At 67.1% G+C, this 16,344-nt stretch carries 19 protein-coding genes; 12 read left to right on the plus strand and 7 right to left on the minus strand.

All coding sequences use genetic code 11. The features are described 5' to 3' along the window. Window positions 1-39: 39 nt before the first annotated feature. Window positions 40-1,335 carry a DUF6882 domain-containing protein gene (locus NI1_RS15725; protein ID WP_157535143.1) on the minus strand — a complete coding sequence of 432 codons (1,296 nt, stop codon included), beginning with the start codon at window positions 1,333-1,335 and terminating at the stop codon, window positions 40-42. A gap of 42 nt (window positions 1,336-1,377) precedes the next feature. After that, window positions 1,378-1,989, minus strand: a complete 612-nt coding sequence (locus NI1_RS15730) for a flavodoxin family protein (protein WP_067820654.1) — start codon at window positions 1,987-1,989, stop codon at window positions 1,378-1,380. A gap of 300 nt (window positions 1,990-2,289) precedes the next feature. Here NI1_RS15730 and NI1_RS15735 point away from each other — a divergent pair, with 300 nt between their 5' ends. Both NI1_RS15735 and NI1_RS15740 read left to right on the plus strand, forming a co-directional pair. Beyond that, on the plus strand, window positions 2,290-3,201 hold the full coding sequence (locus NI1_RS15735) for a short-chain dehydrogenase/reductase (RefSeq protein WP_067820657.1): 912 nt from the start codon (window positions 2,290-2,292) through the stop codon (window positions 3,199-3,201). Window positions 3,202-3,411: 210 nt separating this feature from the next. Beyond that, window positions 3,412-3,630 carry a DUF397 domain-containing protein gene (locus NI1_RS15740; RefSeq protein WP_218026752.1) on the plus strand — a complete coding sequence of 73 codons (219 nt, stop codon included), beginning with the start codon at window positions 3,412-3,414 and terminating at the stop codon, window positions 3,628-3,630. Window positions 3,631-3,715: 85 nt separating this feature from the next. Here NI1_RS15740 and NI1_RS15745 read toward each other — a convergent pair whose 3' ends face one another. The 3 genes from NI1_RS15745 to NI1_RS15755 are packed head-to-tail and all read right to left on the minus strand — an operon-like array spanning window position 3,716 to window position 5,919. Beyond that, on the minus strand, window positions 3,716-4,624 hold the full coding sequence (locus NI1_RS15745) for a helix-turn-helix domain-containing protein (protein ID WP_218026753.1): 909 nt from the start codon (window positions 4,622-4,624) through the stop codon (window positions 3,716-3,718). 15 nt (window positions 4,625-4,639) lie between these two features. Then, entirely contained in the window at window positions 4,640-5,314 is a 675-nt protein-coding gene (locus NI1_RS15750; protein ID WP_157535144.1) for a trimeric intracellular cation channel family protein, read from the minus strand. Continuing rightward, a complete protein-coding gene (locus NI1_RS15755) occupies window positions 5,311-5,919 on the minus strand; it encodes a cysteine hydrolase family protein (RefSeq protein ID WP_067820662.1) in 609 nt (202 codons plus the stop codon). Before NI1_RS15755 ends, NI1_RS15750 begins: the two co-directional genes overlap by 4 nt. A gap of 150 nt (window positions 5,920-6,069) precedes the next feature. Here NI1_RS15755 and NI1_RS15760 point away from each other — a divergent pair, with 150 nt between their 5' ends. Next, window positions 6,070-6,906 carry a helix-turn-helix domain-containing protein gene (locus tag NI1_RS15760; protein ID WP_067820665.1) on the plus strand — a complete coding sequence of 279 codons (837 nt, stop codon included), beginning with the start codon at window positions 6,070-6,072 and terminating at the stop codon, window positions 6,904-6,906. Here NI1_RS15760 and NI1_RS15765 read toward each other — a convergent pair. Continuing rightward, window positions 6,877-7,512, minus strand: a complete 636-nt coding sequence (locus tag NI1_RS15765) for a lysophospholipid acyltransferase family protein (RefSeq protein ID WP_245663241.1) — start codon at window positions 7,510-7,512, stop codon at window positions 6,877-6,879. The genes NI1_RS15760 and NI1_RS15765 overlap by 30 nt on opposite strands. Window positions 7,513-7,614: 102 nt before the next feature. Here NI1_RS15765 and NI1_RS15770 point away from each other — a divergent pair, with 102 nt between their 5' ends. From NI1_RS15770 to NI1_RS37950, 9 genes are all read left to right on the plus strand, one after another. Further along, window positions 7,615-8,265 (plus strand): NAD(P)H-binding protein, encoded by a 651-nt coding sequence (locus NI1_RS15770; RefSeq protein ID WP_067822327.1) that lies wholly within the window; start codon window positions 7,615-7,617, stop codon window positions 8,263-8,265. Between the two features lie 149 nt (window positions 8,266-8,414). Beyond that, window positions 8,415-9,620, plus strand: a complete 1,206-nt coding sequence (locus tag NI1_RS15775; RefSeq protein WP_067820671.1) for an AAA family ATPase — start codon at window positions 8,415-8,417, stop codon at window positions 9,618-9,620. A gap of 26 nt (window positions 9,621-9,646) precedes the next feature. Next, on the plus strand, window positions 9,647-10,621 hold the full coding sequence (locus NI1_RS15780; protein WP_067820674.1) for a DUF58 domain-containing protein: 975 nt from the start codon (window positions 9,647-9,649) through the stop codon (window positions 10,619-10,621). Continuing rightward, window positions 10,618-11,622 carry a VWA domain-containing protein gene (locus NI1_RS15785; protein WP_067820677.1) on the plus strand — a complete coding sequence of 335 codons (1,005 nt, stop codon included), beginning with the start codon at window positions 10,618-10,620 and terminating at the stop codon, window positions 11,620-11,622. Before NI1_RS15780 ends, NI1_RS15785 begins: the two co-directional genes overlap by 4 nt. 136 nt (window positions 11,623-11,758) lie before the next feature. Next, window positions 11,759-12,475 carry a 3-oxoacyl-ACP reductase FabG1 gene (gene fabG1 / locus NI1_RS15790; protein WP_067820680.1) on the plus strand — a complete coding sequence of 239 codons (717 nt, stop codon included), beginning with the start codon at window positions 11,759-11,761 and terminating at the stop codon, window positions 12,473-12,475. 54 nt (window positions 12,476-12,529) lie between these two features. Further along, window positions 12,530-13,369 carry an NADH-dependent enoyl-ACP reductase InhA gene (inhA, locus tag NI1_RS15795; protein WP_067820683.1) on the plus strand — a complete coding sequence of 280 codons (840 nt, stop codon included), beginning with the start codon at window positions 12,530-12,532 and terminating at the stop codon, window positions 13,367-13,369. A 97-nt stretch (window positions 13,370-13,466) separates the two neighbouring features. Next, a complete protein-coding gene (locus NI1_RS15800; protein WP_245663298.1) occupies window positions 13,467-14,450 on the plus strand; it encodes a ferrochelatase in 984 nt (327 codons plus the stop codon). A gap of 120 nt (window positions 14,451-14,570) precedes the next feature. Next, window positions 14,571-15,266, plus strand: coding sequence for a hypothetical protein (locus tag NI1_RS15805; RefSeq protein ID WP_157535145.1), 696 nt, complete (start codon window positions 14,571-14,573; stop codon window positions 15,264-15,266). Window positions 15,267-15,340: 74 nt separating this feature from the next. After that, complete coding sequence (locus NI1_RS37950; RefSeq protein ID WP_157535146.1) at window positions 15,341-15,586, plus strand: hypothetical protein; 246 nt, start codon at window positions 15,341-15,343, stop codon at window positions 15,584-15,586. Between the two features lie 8 nt (window positions 15,587-15,594). Here the strand turns inward: NI1_RS37950 and NI1_RS15810 are convergent, their stop codons facing one another. Continuing rightward, window positions 15,595-16,278 (minus strand): DUF1345 domain-containing protein, encoded by a 684-nt coding sequence (locus NI1_RS15810; protein ID WP_067820689.1) that lies wholly within the window; start codon window positions 16,276-16,278, stop codon window positions 15,595-15,597. Window positions 16,279-16,344 lie beyond the last annotated feature (66 nt).

Raw genomic sequence — 16,344 nt, forward strand, 5'->3', positions numbered from 1 at the left:
GACCGAGAACCTGAAGGTCATCCAGCAGCCGATTCCGGATCAGCCGAGGGTGCCCGTCAGCCCGAAATGAGTGCGTATCAGACCACCCTCGGAACCGAATTCGGCCCGCATTTCGTACAGGCCGAACATCGCGCCGACGAAATACGGCTCACCGACGTAAAGCATTGGTAGACCGTAATATTCGAGGAACCCGGCAGCCATGGTGCGCATGGTCGGATAGCGATTGTGCGCGCGGGTGAGCGGATGCACCATGTCCGCGGCGTTCTCGAGCAGCACACACGCGTCGTCGGGATCGATGCCGCGGGCGCGGACGCGGGGATCGGTGAGCGCCAGGTTCACATAGCCGGAGGCGGTGGGCGCGTGCAGCCAGCCGATCGCCCCGCCCCGATGGACCGCCGCCGCGGCCAGCAGGTTCGCGATATTGGCCGGTCGCGCTTGTCCGTCCAGCGAAACCTGTTCGGCGGCCAGGTGATCGGCTTCGTGCTGCGTGGCGATGGCGCGGATCGTGGACGCCCCTTCGAACTCCGACCATTCCCACAGCCGGCGCTGCGCATCGAAATGCCCGATCTCGGCGGCTTCGAAGGTGAGATCGGGGCGTTCGGCGTAGAAGAACCGCCCGGCCGCCCGATCCCATACCGGTTGCCGCTGCCGGAGTTCGGTCAATTCGGGTTCGGCTTCGAGCAGCACCCCGCTCATACTCATGGCGATGGGCGCGCCCGGCGCCAGCACCGGCAGCAGCGAATCCGGGATGAATCCGGGCGCACTACCGGCCGGAGCCGCACCACCGGTATTCACCACGCGTGGAACGGAACCGGCCAGTATCTCGTCGGCGGCCTGCCGCGATTCGGCGGCCCGGCTCGGATCCGGGTTCGCCACCGGTACCGACTCGTCGTCGATCAGCACATACGTGTACGCCCGCCCACCGTGGTTGAACTTCGTCATCCCGCGCACGCCCAGCAATGCCTGCGCGATCAAAGCCAACTGGTCGGCCGCGGCCCACGGATCCTCGAATCGATCCAAATCCACCAGCGCCGTGGTGAGTTCGGGCACCCGGTGCGCCATCCCGAGTTCCCGCAGCCGGACCGAGTGCGCGACCCCGGGCATCCCGCGCAGGTTTTCGTTCGCCCAAGCCCACATGAAGGTGCGGTCCTCGGCGAAGGACCCCAGATGCCCGGACCGATCGAACTCCCGATCCCCGATCCACACCTTCGACAACTCCGAGTTCGCGGCGGTGTTCCCCGCCGGAATCGCCTGCGAGAAGGCGTAATACTGGTCGATCGCCCCGCCCAAGCTCCCCCGAGCGAGAGACGTCAATGCATCACTGAATGTCTCCACGCCCCGGACGCTACCAGCGGAACCCGGACGGCAGAACCGAGTTCATCCGGGGGCGGGATAGTTGTGGTCGCGCAGCAGACGGGCCAGGTGGGCGGCGTTGCGGGCCATGGTCGCGGTGGCTTCGGCGACGGCGGAGGGGACCTGGTCCAGATCACGGAAGTCGATGCTGCCCATGGCTTCTCCGTTCCAGTAGGTGCAGCCCTGGGACGGGATGGTGAAGCCGATATCGTTCAGGCCCTGGAAGAGGTCGGCCACGATTTTGTGGGCGCCGTCCTCGTTGCCGACGGCTGCGGCGAGGCCGATCTTGCCGGCCATGACCGGGCGGCCTTTGGAGTCGGTTTCGTGCAGGTCGGCGTCGAGGCGTTCCAGCACGCGCTGAGCGATCGAGGACATGTGGCCGACCCAGGTCGGGGTGGCGATCAGCAGGATGTCGGCGGCGAGTACCCGGGACCGCAGTGTGGGCCATTGGTCGCCGTCGCCTTCGTCGGCGCTCACTCCGGGGCGGATGTCGAGATCCGCCACGCGGACGAGTTCGCCTTTGATGTCGTGCTCGGCCAATTGGTCGAGGACCTGGCGGGCGATGAGGTCGCTACTGGATTCCGCGGGGGTGGGCTTGAGCGTGCAGACCAGGGCCAGCGCGGTCGGTGTGGACATGACGGCCTTCCCGAAAGTGGGTGGAACTGCTTCGTTCGGTTCTGCTGGCGCGATACCCGCGCGCCGAGCGAGCAAACGCCGAGCGGATTCCGGGCGCGAGGTTTGTACGGAACCCGGCGGGGAATGGCGGGATTGTCGAAAAATCGAATCGGACCGTCGGGCTGGCGAATGCGCGGGGCTGCTGCGAAAGTGGTTGGGGCGCTCTAGGATTCGAGATCGAAATAAGGGACCGTGGAATTCGGTGGCGATCAGAGTCGATATCTTCCGGACCGGTTCGAATGCCGGAGAGGAGCATTGACTATGGGCCGATTCGATTTGGACGGCAAGGTGGCGCTGGTGACGGGCGGGACGCGGGGGATCGGGCTGGCCACCGCGCGGGCGCTGCGGCAGCGCGGCGCGCAGGTCACGATCGTCGGGCGGGATGCCGGCAATACGGCGGCGGTCGCCGACACCCTCGGTGACGGTGTGCTCGGGGTGGGCGCCGATGTGGGGGACCGCGACGCGGTGGAGCACGCGGTGGCGGCGACCATCGACCGGTTCGGACGATTGGACGTGGCGGTGGCCAATGCGGGGGTGACCGCGCGGCTGGCCACGGTGCGCGGTATGCCGCCGGAGGAGTTCGAGAAGGTGGTGCGCGTGAACCTGCTCGGCGCGTACTACACCGCGCACGCGGCGCTGCCGCACATTATCGAGACCGGCGGGCATATTTCGCTGGTGTCGTCCATCTACGCCTTCACCCAGGGCGCGTTCGTGGCCCCGTACGCGGCCAGTAAAGCCGCCGTGGAGCAATTCGGCCGGGCGCTGCGGGTCGAACTCGCACCGCACAAGGCGAGCGTCACGGTCGCCTACTTCGGCTTCGTCGACACCGATATGGTCCGTTTCGAGGTGGATACCGATCCGCTCGGTGTGCGCGGAACCAGTTTGGTGCCATGGCCTTTGAACCAGCATCTGACCCCGGATCAGGGCGCGGAGGCGTTGGTGCGCGGTATCGAGCAGCGCTCCGCGCAGATCATCGCCCCCAGCCAATGGTCGGTGTTGTCGGTGCTGCGCGGCATCATCAACCCCGGCGTGGATTTCGTGATGTCGAAGCTGCCGCTCATCTCGGAACTGGTCGCCCAGGGCGATAGCCAAAAGGTCGCTGACAGCGCGCCCGACGCTACGCTGGAGCTGCCCGTGAACCGGGAGGCAGCGCGCGCCGGCCGCGTGGAATAACAGGCCGGGCAAGCGATTTCCGCTGCGGCGGCCCCCAAGTTTGTCGGTGGGTCGCCGTAGAGTTGCGTTCATGGGTACTACGGTGTTCCGGCGCGCTGGGCCGAGCGAATTCAGTTGCGCAGCTGGTGGTTCGGATATCACTGTGTGTGTCGTAAGTGATTCACGTGCAGGGTCATGGGGAGTGACCCTCCGGGGGAAGGAATGCATGCCATGAACGGCAACAAGATTCGCGCGGAGCATCGCGGCCCGCGGTTCGCGAAGAGCAGCTTCAGCTACGGCGGTGGCGACTGCGTCGAGGTCGCGTACCACGAAGGTCAGATCGCGCTGCGCGATTCGAAGGATCGGTACAGCCCGACCCTGTGGTTCACCCGATCGGAATGGCGGGCATTCGTGTCCGGCGTGCGCGCCGGCGAATTCGATTTCGGATAAAAGAGGCAGGTGGTGTCGCAGCGAATTCGCTGCGACACCACCACCCCTCGTGCGGCCGACCCCTCGTACAGCCGCGGGATTCAGGTCAACTGGTGGAAATGCGCAGGATTTCGGCCCGGAGTTCGGCGATGAATTCGCGGGCGTCGTTGTCGAACAGGGCCATTCGCGTCAATGCGTCCCAGCGGCGGCGGTGGGCGTCGACCTGTTCGGGGCCCCGGGTGACCATGCTCCCGGGTATCGGTTCCGCGGAGGCGAGGGCATTGTCCTCGCTTTCGTAGATGACGAAACCGTGCGGGATAGTGGTGCACGCCTCGATATCGTGCGGAATCACGCCGATGGTGACGGTATCGAGGGTCTCGATGGAGATGATCCGATCGAGCTGGGCCAGCAGCACCCGATGGGGGCCGGGCCGGAAGCGCAATGCCGCTTCGGTGATGAGGAATTCGAACCGCTTGGCGGTGTCGTAGAGCACGCGCTGGCGGTGCAGGCGCGCGGCGAGCGCGGCCGCCAGGTCTTCCTTGGAGTACGGGGGATCGAAATTGGCGAACACCCGCCGCGCGTACTCGGCGGTCTGTAGTAGGCCGGGGATCAGTGAAGGCTGGAAGTTCCGCACCAGGTGCGCGTCTTCCTCGAACTCGCGGACGTCGTCCTGTAGGTGGGCGCGCTCGGCGAGCGAGGCCGCCCAGTCGTGCACCTCGGGAGAGTGCGCCGCTTCGGTGAGCGTGCGTAGCGCGTGTTGCGTCTCCGCTTCGGCGCCGACCTCTCTGGCCCAGTCGAGCACCTGCGGTAGGGGCGGGACCACATGACCCGATTCGATGCGCGAGAGCGTCGACTGGCTGATTCCCACCCGTTTGGCGAGCTCCCGCCCGGAGATTCCGGCGAGGTCGCGCAACCGGCGTAGCTCACCACCCAGCCGCACCCGCGGGTGCGGTTCGGGCGCAACCGGATTCGCGGCGGCTGCCGCACCGGTCGCGCCCGGTATCGGGTGATTCACTGGATCCATAGTGATTCAAATCGAATCACTTTGATTCCGATCAGTCAAGACGGGCGGAATCGCCGGTCTGGCAAGCGGACTCGTCCAACCGCGCCCCATCGCGAGTATGCGCAGGCCGGCGGCCACGACCACCGCCGCGATGGTCGGAAAACCCGATCCTGTCCAAGGCCGGGCGATCAGGTAGACGGCGGCCGCACCCAAAGCCGCTGTGAGGTACCAAGATCCGACGCGCACGAGCGAGACCGGATCGCCCAGCAACAGATCCCGCAGCAGCCCGCCACCGCTGCAAGCGACCAGCCCGACCAGAACGGCGCCGGCGAGCGGCAACCCGGCGTGCTCCGCCTTGGTGATCCCGAGAATCAGATACAGACCGATCGACACCGAATCGAGCAGTGCGATCACCGGCTCCGCGCGAACCAGCAAGTGCGCGAAGGCCATTCCGGTCAAGGCGGCGATCAGCGTAACCAGCAGATAGCGGTCGGCGCGCAGCGCGGCGGGTTGCTCGCCGAGCAGCACATCGCGCAACAGGCTGCCACCGAGACCGGTAGCGAAGGCGACCACCGTCACGCCGAGCACGTCGATCCGGTCGGCGGCGGCCCGCACGGTGGCCGCCGCCGCGCCGCCGATCGCACCGACCGCCACCGCCGTCAGATCCAAACCGATTGGGATGCGCAGAATCTCGCCGCTCACGCCCGGGACACGGCGGTGCTGGCGAGAATGCCCGACCGTACCGGTTCCGGCCCGCCCGCGACCGCGTCGATCCACTCCCGGGTCGTGCAGACCGCCGCGAATCGCGACTGCAATGTCACCAGCACGGCCTCGTGCAATTCTTTGGCCCCGATGTTGCCGGCCTCATTGGCCATCCCCAGAGTGCCGGTGGCATCGGAGAGGAACTCCACCGCCAGGCCCCGATGCACGGCTTCGCGGGCGGTGGACTCGTCACAGTTCTGCGTCATGTACCCGGCGATCACCACGGTGTCGATGTCGTGTGCGGCCAGCCAATCGCCCAACCCCGTGCCGGTGAAACTCGAAGGCATCGTCTTCTCGAACAGCACGTCGAACGGGCGTTCCGCGACCACCGGATGCAGCGCGAAACCCGCGCTGCCGACCGCGAACAGCGGCGATTCCGGGGGAGCGGTGTGCTGAATCATCGCGATCGGTATCCCGGCCCGCACGGCGGTATCCATCGCCGCGGCGATATTGCCGAGGCTGATATCGAGCGGGGGATAGGCGATCGGCAGCTTCCCGCTGATGTATTCGTTCTGTACGTCGATCACGAGCAAAGCGCGCCGCATGGCTTCGGTTCCTTCCGAGATTGCCGGGTGATGGCCGGTCCTGGCCTCGACACCCAGCCTGGAGGACCCGGAAGCCGGTAAACAGCCCTCTGTTTCGCCCCGGGCGCACCCAACCCGGGGTCCGGCGGAACCCCTTTAGGATCTGCGTCCGTGGAGGAGATCTCGAATATCGGCGCGTTCCTGCGCACCCGGCGCGCCCGCCTGCGCCCGGAGCAGGTCGGCCTGGTCGCGCACGGCAATCGCCGCCGGGTGCCGGGCCTGCGCCGCGAGGAGCTCGCACAACTGGCGGGCATCAGCGTGGACTACTACATCCGCTTCGAACGCGGCCGTCTGGACAATGTCTCCGACACGGTGATCGACGCGATCGCCACGGCGTTGCGGCTGGCCGCCGACGAACGCGAATACCTGTACAACCTGGCCCGGCCGCCGCAGAACGAAACCGCCACGCGCAGTGCTCCGTTGCGCCCGCGCCTGACCCAGATGCTGATGGCGCTGGATCCCACACCCGCCTACGTGGTCGGACATCGCACCGACATATTGGGCTGGAATCGCGCGGCCTGCGCGGTGTTCGATCTGGATTTCGCCACCGTCGCGGAGCCCGAACGCACCTGGGCGCACCTGGTTTTCCGCAATGACGGCATTCGCGCACTCAGTGCACCGGTGTGGCCGCAGGTGGCCCGGCAGATCGTCACCTACCTGCGCTTGCGCGCCGCCGCCCGCCCCGACGACCCCGAACTGCGAACCCTGGTCACCGAGATGACCGCGACCAGCGAACAATTCCGGCACATGTGGGACACCCACGACGTCACCGATCTCGCCTACGGCCGCTACCACTTACGGCACCCGCGAGCCGGTGACCTGCACCTGGATTACGAATTCCTCAACCTGCCCGCCGATCCGGGCGCGCGAGCGGTGGTGGTCTACAGCGCCGAACCGGGCACCGGGTCCGAGGCCGCGCTACGCAAGCTCACCGCCGAGCTCATCTGAACCCAACTCCTCGATCCGCGACCGCAACACCTCGAGCAGCTTCTCCGCGTCATCGAATTCGCCGGGATCGATCGGCTCACCGAAGCGAATGGTCACCCGCTGACTGCGGTCGAACGCCTTCCCGTCCCCGCGCACCCGCCGCATCGGCAGCACCCGGTCGGTCCCGCGCGTCCCCACCGGCACGATCCGAACCCCGGTCGCCAGCGCCAGTTTCGCCACCCCGGGCTTGTAGGGCTCCTGCTCACCGGGCCCCACCAGCCGGCCCTCCGGATAGATGATCAATACGCCCCCGTGCCGCAGAATCGTCTCCGCCTGCGACATCGCCGCCTGCCCGGAGTCGCTGTCCCGCCGCACCACCGGAATCTGGCCGAGCCGCCGCACCAGCCACCCCACCACCGGCCACGACCACAGCTCCGCCATCGCGATGGCGATCGCCCGCCGCCGCAACGCGCCCCACAGGAACACCGCGTCCAGCATCGAAATGTGATTGCTCGCCACGATCACGGGCCCGGTGGCCGGCACCAGGTCCCGGCCGATCACCGTGACATGCACGAACCGCGACCACGCCAGCCCGCGCAGCACCCGCCGCACCAGCTTGGTGGTCACCCACGCCCGTTTTCCCAAACCTTTGGGGCGTCGTCCCGCGTGCTCGTCCATCCGTCCCCCAGACTGTTCGTTTGAGAGCGAAACTACCGGAGGAGGGTGCTCGTGAAGGTCTTCGTGATCGGCGCCGCAGGCGGTATCGGACGCCGATTGGCCGCCCTGCTGACCGAAGTCGGCGATGAGGTAACCGGTATGCACCGCAATCCCGATCAGGCCGACGCCATCGCGGATGCGGGCGCGAACCCGGTCACCGGGGACCTCATCACCGACGGCATCGACGCACTCGCCGCAAAATTCCGTAGTCACGAGGCGATCGTGTTCGCCGCGGGCGCGCACGGCACCGGGATGGACCAGACCACGCTCATCGACGGTAAGGGCCTGGAGAAGGCCGCCGATGCCGCCCGGCTCGCCGGAGTGTCGCGATTTCTGCTGGTCTCGGTATTTCCGGAGGCGGGCCGGGATCGAGAGATGAGTGAGGGTTTCGAGCACTACATGCGCGTCAAGAAGACCGCCGATGTGTATTTGACCCGCACCGAACTGGATTGGCTCATCGCGCGTCCCGGCACGCTGCGCAACGAACCCGGAAACGGCCTGGTGACAGCGGGTCCGGCGATCGAATACGGGGATGTGTATCGCGATGATGTGGCCGCGTTCCTGGCCGCGGCGCTGCATCGCCCGGAGTTGAACCGGGTAATAGTTGAACTGACAGCCGGCGCGACACCCGTCGCGGAGGCCATCGATCGGTTGCTGGAATGAGACTGGCAGACTGCCAAGCAGGGCGGCTGATCCCAACCAGGTGCGGCAAATGCGGCGGATACCTGGAATAGTTGTGGCAGCACGCACAGAGACCAAGGCGAAAGCGGGGATGTTGGGTGACTTCGACTGATGGTGTGAGTGGGGCGACGATGGCGAAATCGGATACGCCGGCTCCCGTTTCCAGCACCCTCGAGCGCGATGTCCAGACGCTGGAGAAGGCGATCTACGAAGTCAAGCGGGTGATCGTCGGCCAGGATCGCCTGGTCGAGCGTTTGCTCGTGGGCGTGCTCGCGCGGGGCCACGTGCTCCTGGAGGGCGTGCCGGGTATCGCCAAGACCCTCGCCGTGGAGACCTTCGCGAAAGTGGTGGGCGGCAGCTTCTCTCGCGTGCAGTTCACCCCCGACCTGGTGCCCACCGACCTCGTCGGTACCCGCATCTACCGGCAGGGGCGCGAGGAGTTCGATACCGAACTCGGCCCGGTGGTGGCGAACTTCGTGCTCGCCGACGAGATCAACCGCGCGCCCGCCAAGGTGCAGTCGGCGCTGCTCGAGGTGATGGCCGAGCGGCATGTGTCGATCGGTGGCAAGACCTACCCGATGCCGAATCCGTTCCTGGTCATGGCGACTCAGAACCCGATCGAATCGGAAGGCGTGTATCCGCTGCCCGAGGCGCAGCGCGACCGCTTCCTGTTCAAGGTGGTCGTGGACTACCCGTCGGTCGAGGAAGAGCGCGAGATCATCTACCGGATGGGCGTGACCCCGCCGGAGCCCAAGCCGGTGCTGGATCCGGCCGAGCTGGTGCGCTTGCAGCAGCTGGCCGCGAACACCTTCGTGCATCACGCGCTGGTGGATTACGTCGTGCGCGTCATCGCCGCGACCCGTAAGCCCGCCGATTTCGGCCTGCACGATGTGGCCGGCTGGATCTCCTACGGCGCTTCGCCGCGTGCCAGCCTCGGCATCATCGCCGCCGCGCGGGCCGTGGCGCTCATCCGTGGCCGCGACTACGTGGTACCGCAGGACGTCGTCGAGGTCATCCCGGACGTGCTGCGTCACCGTCTGGTGCTGTCCTACGACGCGCTCGCCGACGAGATCACCCCCGACGAGGTGATCCGCCGCGTGCTCCAGACCGTCGGCCTGCCGCAGGTGGCCCCGCAGGCGGTGGCCCCGGCCGGCGCCGCGCCGGCCGCGCCGATGCCGTCGGCTCCGCAGCCCGCCGCGCCCGCCATGGGCCCGCACGGTGTGCCGCAGGGCGCGCCGCAGGTTCCGCACGGCGGCATCCCGCAGCCGCCGCAGGGCATCCCGCAGCCGCCCAACGGTCAGGTTCCGGGCGTGCCCGGCCAGCCGCAGGCCAAGTGAGACGAGATTCGGATCCGGTTGCGCCCGTGACGAATTCCGTGCCCGGCGGTTCATCGCATCACCCGCCCTCCTTCCGGGCGGGTGACCTGCGTGATCCGCAATTGTCCGCCGCGTTGAAGACCCTCGAGCTCACCGTGCGCCGCCGCTTGGACGGCGTCCTGCACGGCGACCACCTGGGCTTGATTCCCGGCCCGGGATCCGATCCCGGCGACGCCCGCATGTATCAGCCGGGTGACGATGTGCGCCAAATGGATTGGTCGGTGACCGCCCGCACCACGCATCCGCACGTGCGGCAGATGATCGCCGACCGGGAACTGGAGACCTGGCTGGTGGTGGATCTCTCCGCCAGTCTGGATTTCGGTACCGGCAGGTGCCAGAAGCGGGATCTGGCGGTGGCCGCGGCCGCCGCGGTCACGCATCTGACCAGTGGCGGCGGCAATCGGATCGGCGCGGTCGTCGCCAATGGCGAACAGCTGATCCGGATTCCGGCGCGCAGCGGCCGGGTGCACGCCCAGACCATGCTGCGCAAGATCGCCACCACCCCGCACGCCCGCGACGGCGTGCGCGGTGATCTGGGCGGGGCCATCGAAGCCCTGCGCCGGCCGCAGCGCAAACGCGGTCTGGCCGTGATCATCTCGGATTTCCTCGGCGATATCGATTGGCAGCGTTCGCTGCGCGCCATCTCCGGCCGCCACGATCTGCTCGGGGTGGAGGTGCTGGATCCGCGCGATCTGGAGCTGCCCGACCTCGGTGATGTGGTGCTGCACGATCCGGAGACCGGCCGCACCCGCGAGTTCAGCGTGACGCCACAGCTGCGCGCCGATTACGCGCGCGCCGCGGGGCAGCATCGCGATCAGGTCGAAGGGGCGTTGCGCAGTTGCGGCGCGCCCGTCATGACCTTGCGCACCGATCGGGACTGGATCGCCGATGTGGTCCGATTCGTGTCCACCCGGCGCCACACTTTCGGCGCCTCGACCTCCCGGCAGGTACCGCGGCAGTGAGTATTACAGGCTTCACTTCGTATGTCTGGTTCCTGTTCCTGGCCGTGATCGCGGTCCTCGCCCTGGTGTACGTGCTGGTGCAGCGTGGCCGGCACAAGCAGATGCTGCGTTTCAGCAATATGGAGCAGCTGGAACTGGTGGCGCCGAAAAGTCCCAAACCGTGGCGGCACCTGCCGATCGTGCTGCTGCTGGCCGCGCTGGTCTGCTTCACCATCGGTGCGGCCGGTCCGACCGAGGCCAAGAAGGTGCCGCGCAACCGGGCCACCGTGGTGCTGGTGCTGGACGTGTCGCTCTCCATGGAGGCCACCGATGTGCCGCCCAGCCGATTGCAGGTGGCGCAGAAGGCGGCCAAGGAGTTCGCCGACGGCCTGACCCCGGGCGTCAACCTGGGCCTGGTCACCTTCGCGGGCACGGCGTCGGTGCAGATGTCGCCGACCACCAATCGCGAAGCGGTGAAGGCGGCCATCGACAACATCAAGCTGGCCGAGCGCACCGCCACCGGTGAAGGCATCCTGACCGCGCTGCAATCCATCGACACCCTCGCCTCGGTGCTGGGCGGGGCGGAGACCCCGCCGCCCGCGCGCATCGTGCTCATGTCCGACGGTAAGCAGACGGTGCCCGCCGACAACGACGTCGACAATCCGCGCCACGGTTTCACCGCCGCCCGCCTGGCCAAGAGCAAAGGCGTTCCGGTATCCACGATTTCGTTCGGCACCACCTGGGGCACGGTCGAGATCCCCGATTCCGACGGCAAGGGTTCGCAGCGCGTCAAGGTCCCTGTCGACGACGATTCGCTGCGTGAGATCGCCAAACTCTCCGGCGGCGAGTTCTATACGGCCTCCAGCCTGGAGGAATTGAACGCCGTCTACGACACTCTGGAAGAGCAGATCGGCTACGAGAACACCCGGGGCGACGCCAGCCGTCCCTGGATGCTGCTCGCCGGCCTCCTGGTCGCCGCCGGTGTCGGATCCGGACTGCTACTGCGCCAGCGCATTCCGTAACCCGCTCGACACGAAAATGCCCGACGCTACCCGACCTCGGCCAGGTGGTTTCGGGCATTCGTCATTTTGTTCCTATGACGAATGTGATGTCGCCCCAATGTGGGCATCACACCCCGGACCGGTTAAGTTCTACGGCATGTCGAACACTTCCAGGTCGGTACTGGTTACGGGCGGTAACCGCGGCATCGGGCTCGCGGTCGCTCAGCGCCTGCTCGCCGATGGACACAAGGTCGCCGTCACGCATCGTGGTTCGGGGGTGCCGGAGGGACTCTTCGGCGTGAAATGCGATGTGACCGATGCCGAATCGGTCGATCGCGCGTTCACCGAGGTCGAAGCGCATCAGGGTCCGGTCGAGGTCGTCATCGCCAACGCGGGCATCGTCGACAATGTGCTGTTCATGCGCATGGGCGAGGAATCGTTCCAGAAGGTCATCGACGCCAACCTGACCGGTGCGTTCCGGGTCGCGCAGCGGGCCAACCGCAATATGCTCAAGAACCGTTTCGGCCGCGTCGTGTTCCTCGGCTCGGTGGTCGGTCAGATCGGCGCGCCGGCGCAGGTCAGCTACGCGGCGGCCAAGGCGGGCCTGGTCGGAATGGCGCGTGCCATCACCCGTGAGGTCGGCAAGCGCAACATCACCGCGAACGTGGTCGCGCCCGGTCTCATCGACACCGATATGACCCGTGACGAGATGACCCCGGAGATGCGCAAGACGGCGCTCGAGTTCATTCCCGCCGGTCGCATCGGCCAGGCCGAGGACGTGGCCGGTGTGGTCAGCTTCCTGGTCTCCGACGACGCCTCCTACATCTCCGGCGCGATCATCCCGGTCGACGGCGGAATGGGCATGGGCCACTAGGCTTCACCTACCGCGCATTCCCGATCCCCAATACCGAGGAGAACCGACCAACCCATGGGTGGATTGCTCGAAGGCAAGACCGTACTCATCACCGGCATCATCACCGATTCGTCGATCGCCTTCCACGCGGCCGCGGTCGCGCAGGAGCAGGGCGCGAAGGTGATCATCACCGGTATTCCGGAGCGGCTGCGGCTGATCGACCGGATCGCCAAGCGGCTGCCGCAGGAGGTTCCTCCCGCCATCGGCCTGGACATCACCAGCGAGGAGAACCTCTCGCAGCTGGCCGAGAAGGTACGGGAGCTGGCGCCCGAGGGCATCGACGGCGTGCTGCACTCCATCGCCTTCGCCCCCAAGACCCTGATGGGCCCGGACGCGGTGAACTTCCTCGACGCGCCCGGTCCGGACGCGGCCAAGGCGTTCGAGATCTCGGCGTGGAGCTACGCCTCGCTGGCGCGCGCCGTGCTCCCCGTCATGAACGAGGGCGGCTCCATCGTGGGCATGGACTTCGATCCGCGCACCGCCATGCCGTTCTACAACTGGATGGGCGTGGCCAAGGCCGCGCTGGAGTCCGTGAACCGCTATGTGGCGCGGGAAATGGGCGAGGCCAAGAAGATTCGCTCGAATCTGATTGCGGCCGGCCCGATCAAGACCCTCGCCGCCAAGGCCATCGCGGGCACCGCCACCGATGACGCCAAGCAGCTGAACATGCTCAACGAGTACTGGGACGGCGCCTCGCCCATCGGCTGGGATGTGGACGACCCGACCGTGGTCGCCAAGTCCATCTGCACCTTGCTCTCGGATTGGCTGCCCGGCACCACCGGCTCCATTATCTACGTCGATGGCGGCGCCAGCCACAACACCTGGTTCCCGGAACAGGGTTTCGGCGCCAACTAGAGCTGAAGGAGGGGCTGTGGCCGCGGATGCCACCGCTGTGAAAGTGGATGCGCTGCTGCTGCTGTCCTTCGGCGGCCCCGAGCGCCCCGAGGATGTGATGCCGTTCCTGGAGAACGTCACTCGGGGCCGGGGCATTCCGCCGGAGCGTCTCGCCGAAGTCGCGGAGCACTATCTGCACTTCGGCGGGGTGTCGCCGATCAATGCGCTGAACCTCGACATCATCAAGGCGATCGAGGCCGAATTCGCTTCGCGCGGTGTGGAATTGCCGGTGTACTTCGGGAACCGCAATTGGCATCCGATGGTCGAGGACACCGTGGAGCGCATGCGAGCGGACGGGATCCGTTCGGCGCTGGTGTTTCCCACCTCGGCGTGGGGTGGGTATTCGGGGTGCTTGCAGTACCACGAGGACATTTCGCGGGCGCGGAAAGCGGTCACGGATGCCCCGGATCTGACCAAGCTGCGTCAGTATTTCGACCATCCGCTACTGATCGCGGCGTTCGCCGATGCCGTGCGTGCGGCGGTTGCGCAATTGCCGGCGGACCGTCGTGAACGCGCCCGCCTGGTCTTCACCGCGCATTCCATCCCGGTGTCGGCCGATCATGCCTCGGGTCCGCCCGAGGAGCAGGACCTCTACAGCCGCCAGGTCGCCGAGGCTGCTCGATTGGTCGCCGCCGCAACAGGTTTCGCGTCGCACGATCTGGTGTGGCAATCGCGTTCCGGCCCGCCGCGGATCCCATGGCTGGATCCCGACATCGTCGACCACTTGGACGCGCTGGCGGAACAGCACGTGGACGCGGTGGTGGTCTGCCCGGTCGGGTTCGTCTCCGATCACCTAGAGGTGATCTGGGATCTCGACAACGAGGCCGCCCAGCGCGCCGCCGAGCTCGGCATGGCCTTCGCCCGCGCCGCCACCCCGGGCCCGGACCCGCGCTTCGCCCAGCTGGTCGCGGACCTGGTGCAGGAGTACGTATCCGATGCGGCTCCGGCCCGCCTGAGCACGCTCACCGGCCTCGGCTGCACCACCAACGGCGCACCCTGCACCCCCGGTTGCTGCGCATTGCCCGCGCGCCCGGCCCGGTAGTCTCAGCCCGCACGGAATCGTCGATTCGCCGCCTCAGGTACCGCCCAGCGCGACTGGGCACCCGTCCGGTTGACCGCACGGGATACCATGCGAGCCATCACGATTCAGAAGGGTACATTCATGTCCAAACCCGGTGAGGGTGCGCAGGCCACGGCCGGTGACCATCCCAAACCGTCGCAGCGCTCCAGCTCGAAGTCCGCGGCGGTTCCGTCGATACCGGAGTACGCGCCCGCCGCGCCGCCGCCGTTCCTCAACGAGCCCAAGCGATCCGATGCCAACCGCGTCCCGCTCATTGCCGCGGGCGTGCTGGCGGTGCTGGGCATCGCCGGGACCGCGTTCTACGGTATGCGGGCGAGCAGCGCGCAGGACACCGCCGATCAGCGCGCCGACACCATCGCCCAACAGCGGCAGCAGGTTTCGGCCGCCAAACAGGCCGACGCCCGCCAGGGAGCGGCGGTGCAGGCTGCCTGCGACTACACGCAGCTGCTGGCGAGCTACGACTTCACCGATCCGGACCGGTACTTCACCGCGGTGCTGAACGCCTCCACCGGCGGCTGGAAGCAGGAGTTCGGCAATTCCACCGCTGGTCTGCGGGATTGGATCGGCGGGCAGTTCGTGCGCAGCACCGCCCTCGACACCCATTGCGGGCTTGCCACATTCGACGGCAAGAAGGCCGAGGCGCTGGTCTCGGTCAAACAGCAGCAGTGGAGCGTGGACGTTCCCGACTCGCACATCGTGCCGCTCACCCTGGTCCTGAAACTGGAGGAGCAGTCCGACGGCCGCTGGCTGGTCAGCGAGTCACGACCCGCCGTCTGAGATCATCGTGAGAACCTCCGCCCGCACCGCCCCTGAGCGCGCGCGGGCGGACGGTCGATTGTAGTGTCGCCCAGGTGAGTACACAGGGAAGAACAACTACGGCGCGACGTCCGCAGTCCGGGCGCGCGGGTCAGGCTGGGGGAGCGGCGCAGAAGAAGCGCGCGCTCGGCGCCCCCGACATGTTCGTGTGGTTGCCGGTGATGGGCCTGTTCATGGCGGCCGGCATCTGCGCCACCATCGGCCAATCGATCCTGCTAGCCGGTGGTCTGGTCGCCGGCGCGGTGGTGCTGGTGCTCGCCGATATGTGGTTCAACCGCTGAATTCGTAGTCATTTCAAGACATTGACCGCGCGGGCGATGACCAGGCTCATGGTGACCAATGAGATCGCCGATTGCACCATCATCATGAGCTTGGCCCACCAGGACATGGGCATCACGTCGGTCGGGCTGAACGCGGTGGCGTTGGTGAACGAGAGATACAGGTAATCCGGGAACTGCGGTTCCCAATCATCCGGAGCCAGGCCGGGATTCTGCATCTGCACGAAAGCGAAGTCCGGGTACTTCTTGCGGCCGTGGGCCCGCGCCGCCGGTCCGCCGCGATCGAATTCCCAGTACCAGAGCGCGAAGACCAGCACGTTCGACAGCCAGACCGCGCCGCCGGAGGTGAGCAGGCCGCCCGGATTGTTGCTGACCGATCCGTCGATGAGCGCCTCCACCAGGTGCGTCACCGAATAGACCATGGCGAAACCGAGCAACGCCATCATGGTGAGGCTGAGATGGCGCAGCCACTGTTCCTCACGGTCGAGCCGGAACGGACTGCCCACCACCAGCACGACGATCACCACGAACCCCAGCAGCGGCACCAGCCAATTCGGGGTCGGCGTGATCTGCTGCGGCAGGTAGTACTGCAACACCAGGAACCCGATCATCGCGGCCGTAGCGGCCCACCGGGATTCACCGGCGGTCTTGCGCGCCCACGCCGGAACCTGATCGTCTGTCTCGGAACCGCTCACGCCCAGCAGTATTACCCGCCGATCCGCCGGGGACCGGGAGCGACGCAGCGCAAGCGAGTGCACCGA

Origin of the sequence: Nocardia inohanensis NBRC 100128 (assembly GCF_001612945.1) — a bacterium.
GTDB lineage: Bacteria > Actinomycetota > Actinomycetes > Mycobacteriales > Mycobacteriaceae > Nocardia > Nocardia inohanensis.

Bases quoted from the DNA above. Each gene is read 5' to 3' on its own strand.
- NI1_RS15800 (WP_245663298.1), top strand. From the start codon at position 13,467: ATGCCGTTCCTGGAGAACGTCACTCGGGGCCGGGGCATTCCGCCGGAG.
- inhA (WP_067820683.1), top strand. From the start codon at position 12,530: ATGGGTGGATTGCTCGAAGGCAAGACCGTACTCATCACCGGCATCATC.
- NI1_RS15740 (WP_218026752.1), top strand. From the start codon at position 3,412: ATGAACGGCAACAAGATTCGCGCGGAGCATCGCGGCCCGCGGTTCGCG.
- fabG1 (WP_067820680.1), top strand. From the start codon at position 11,759: ATGTCGAACACTTCCAGGTCGGTACTGGTTACGGGCGGTAACCGCGGC.
- NI1_RS15730 (WP_067820654.1), bottom strand. From the start codon at position 1,989: ATGTCCACACCGACCGCGCTGGCCCTGGTCTGCACGCTCAAGCCCACC.
- NI1_RS15805 (WP_157535145.1), top strand. From the start codon at position 14,571: ATGTCCAAACCCGGTGAGGGTGCGCAGGCCACGGCCGGTGACCATCCC.
- NI1_RS15775 (WP_067820671.1), top strand. From the start codon at position 8,415: ATGGCGAAATCGGATACGCCGGCTCCCGTTTCCAGCACCCTCGAGCGC.
- NI1_RS15755 (WP_067820662.1), bottom strand. From the start codon at position 5,919: ATGCGGCGCGCTTTGCTCGTGATCGACGTACAGAACGAATACATCAGC.
- NI1_RS15735 (WP_067820657.1), top strand. From the start codon at position 2,290: ATGGGCCGATTCGATTTGGACGGCAAGGTGGCGCTGGTGACGGGCGGG.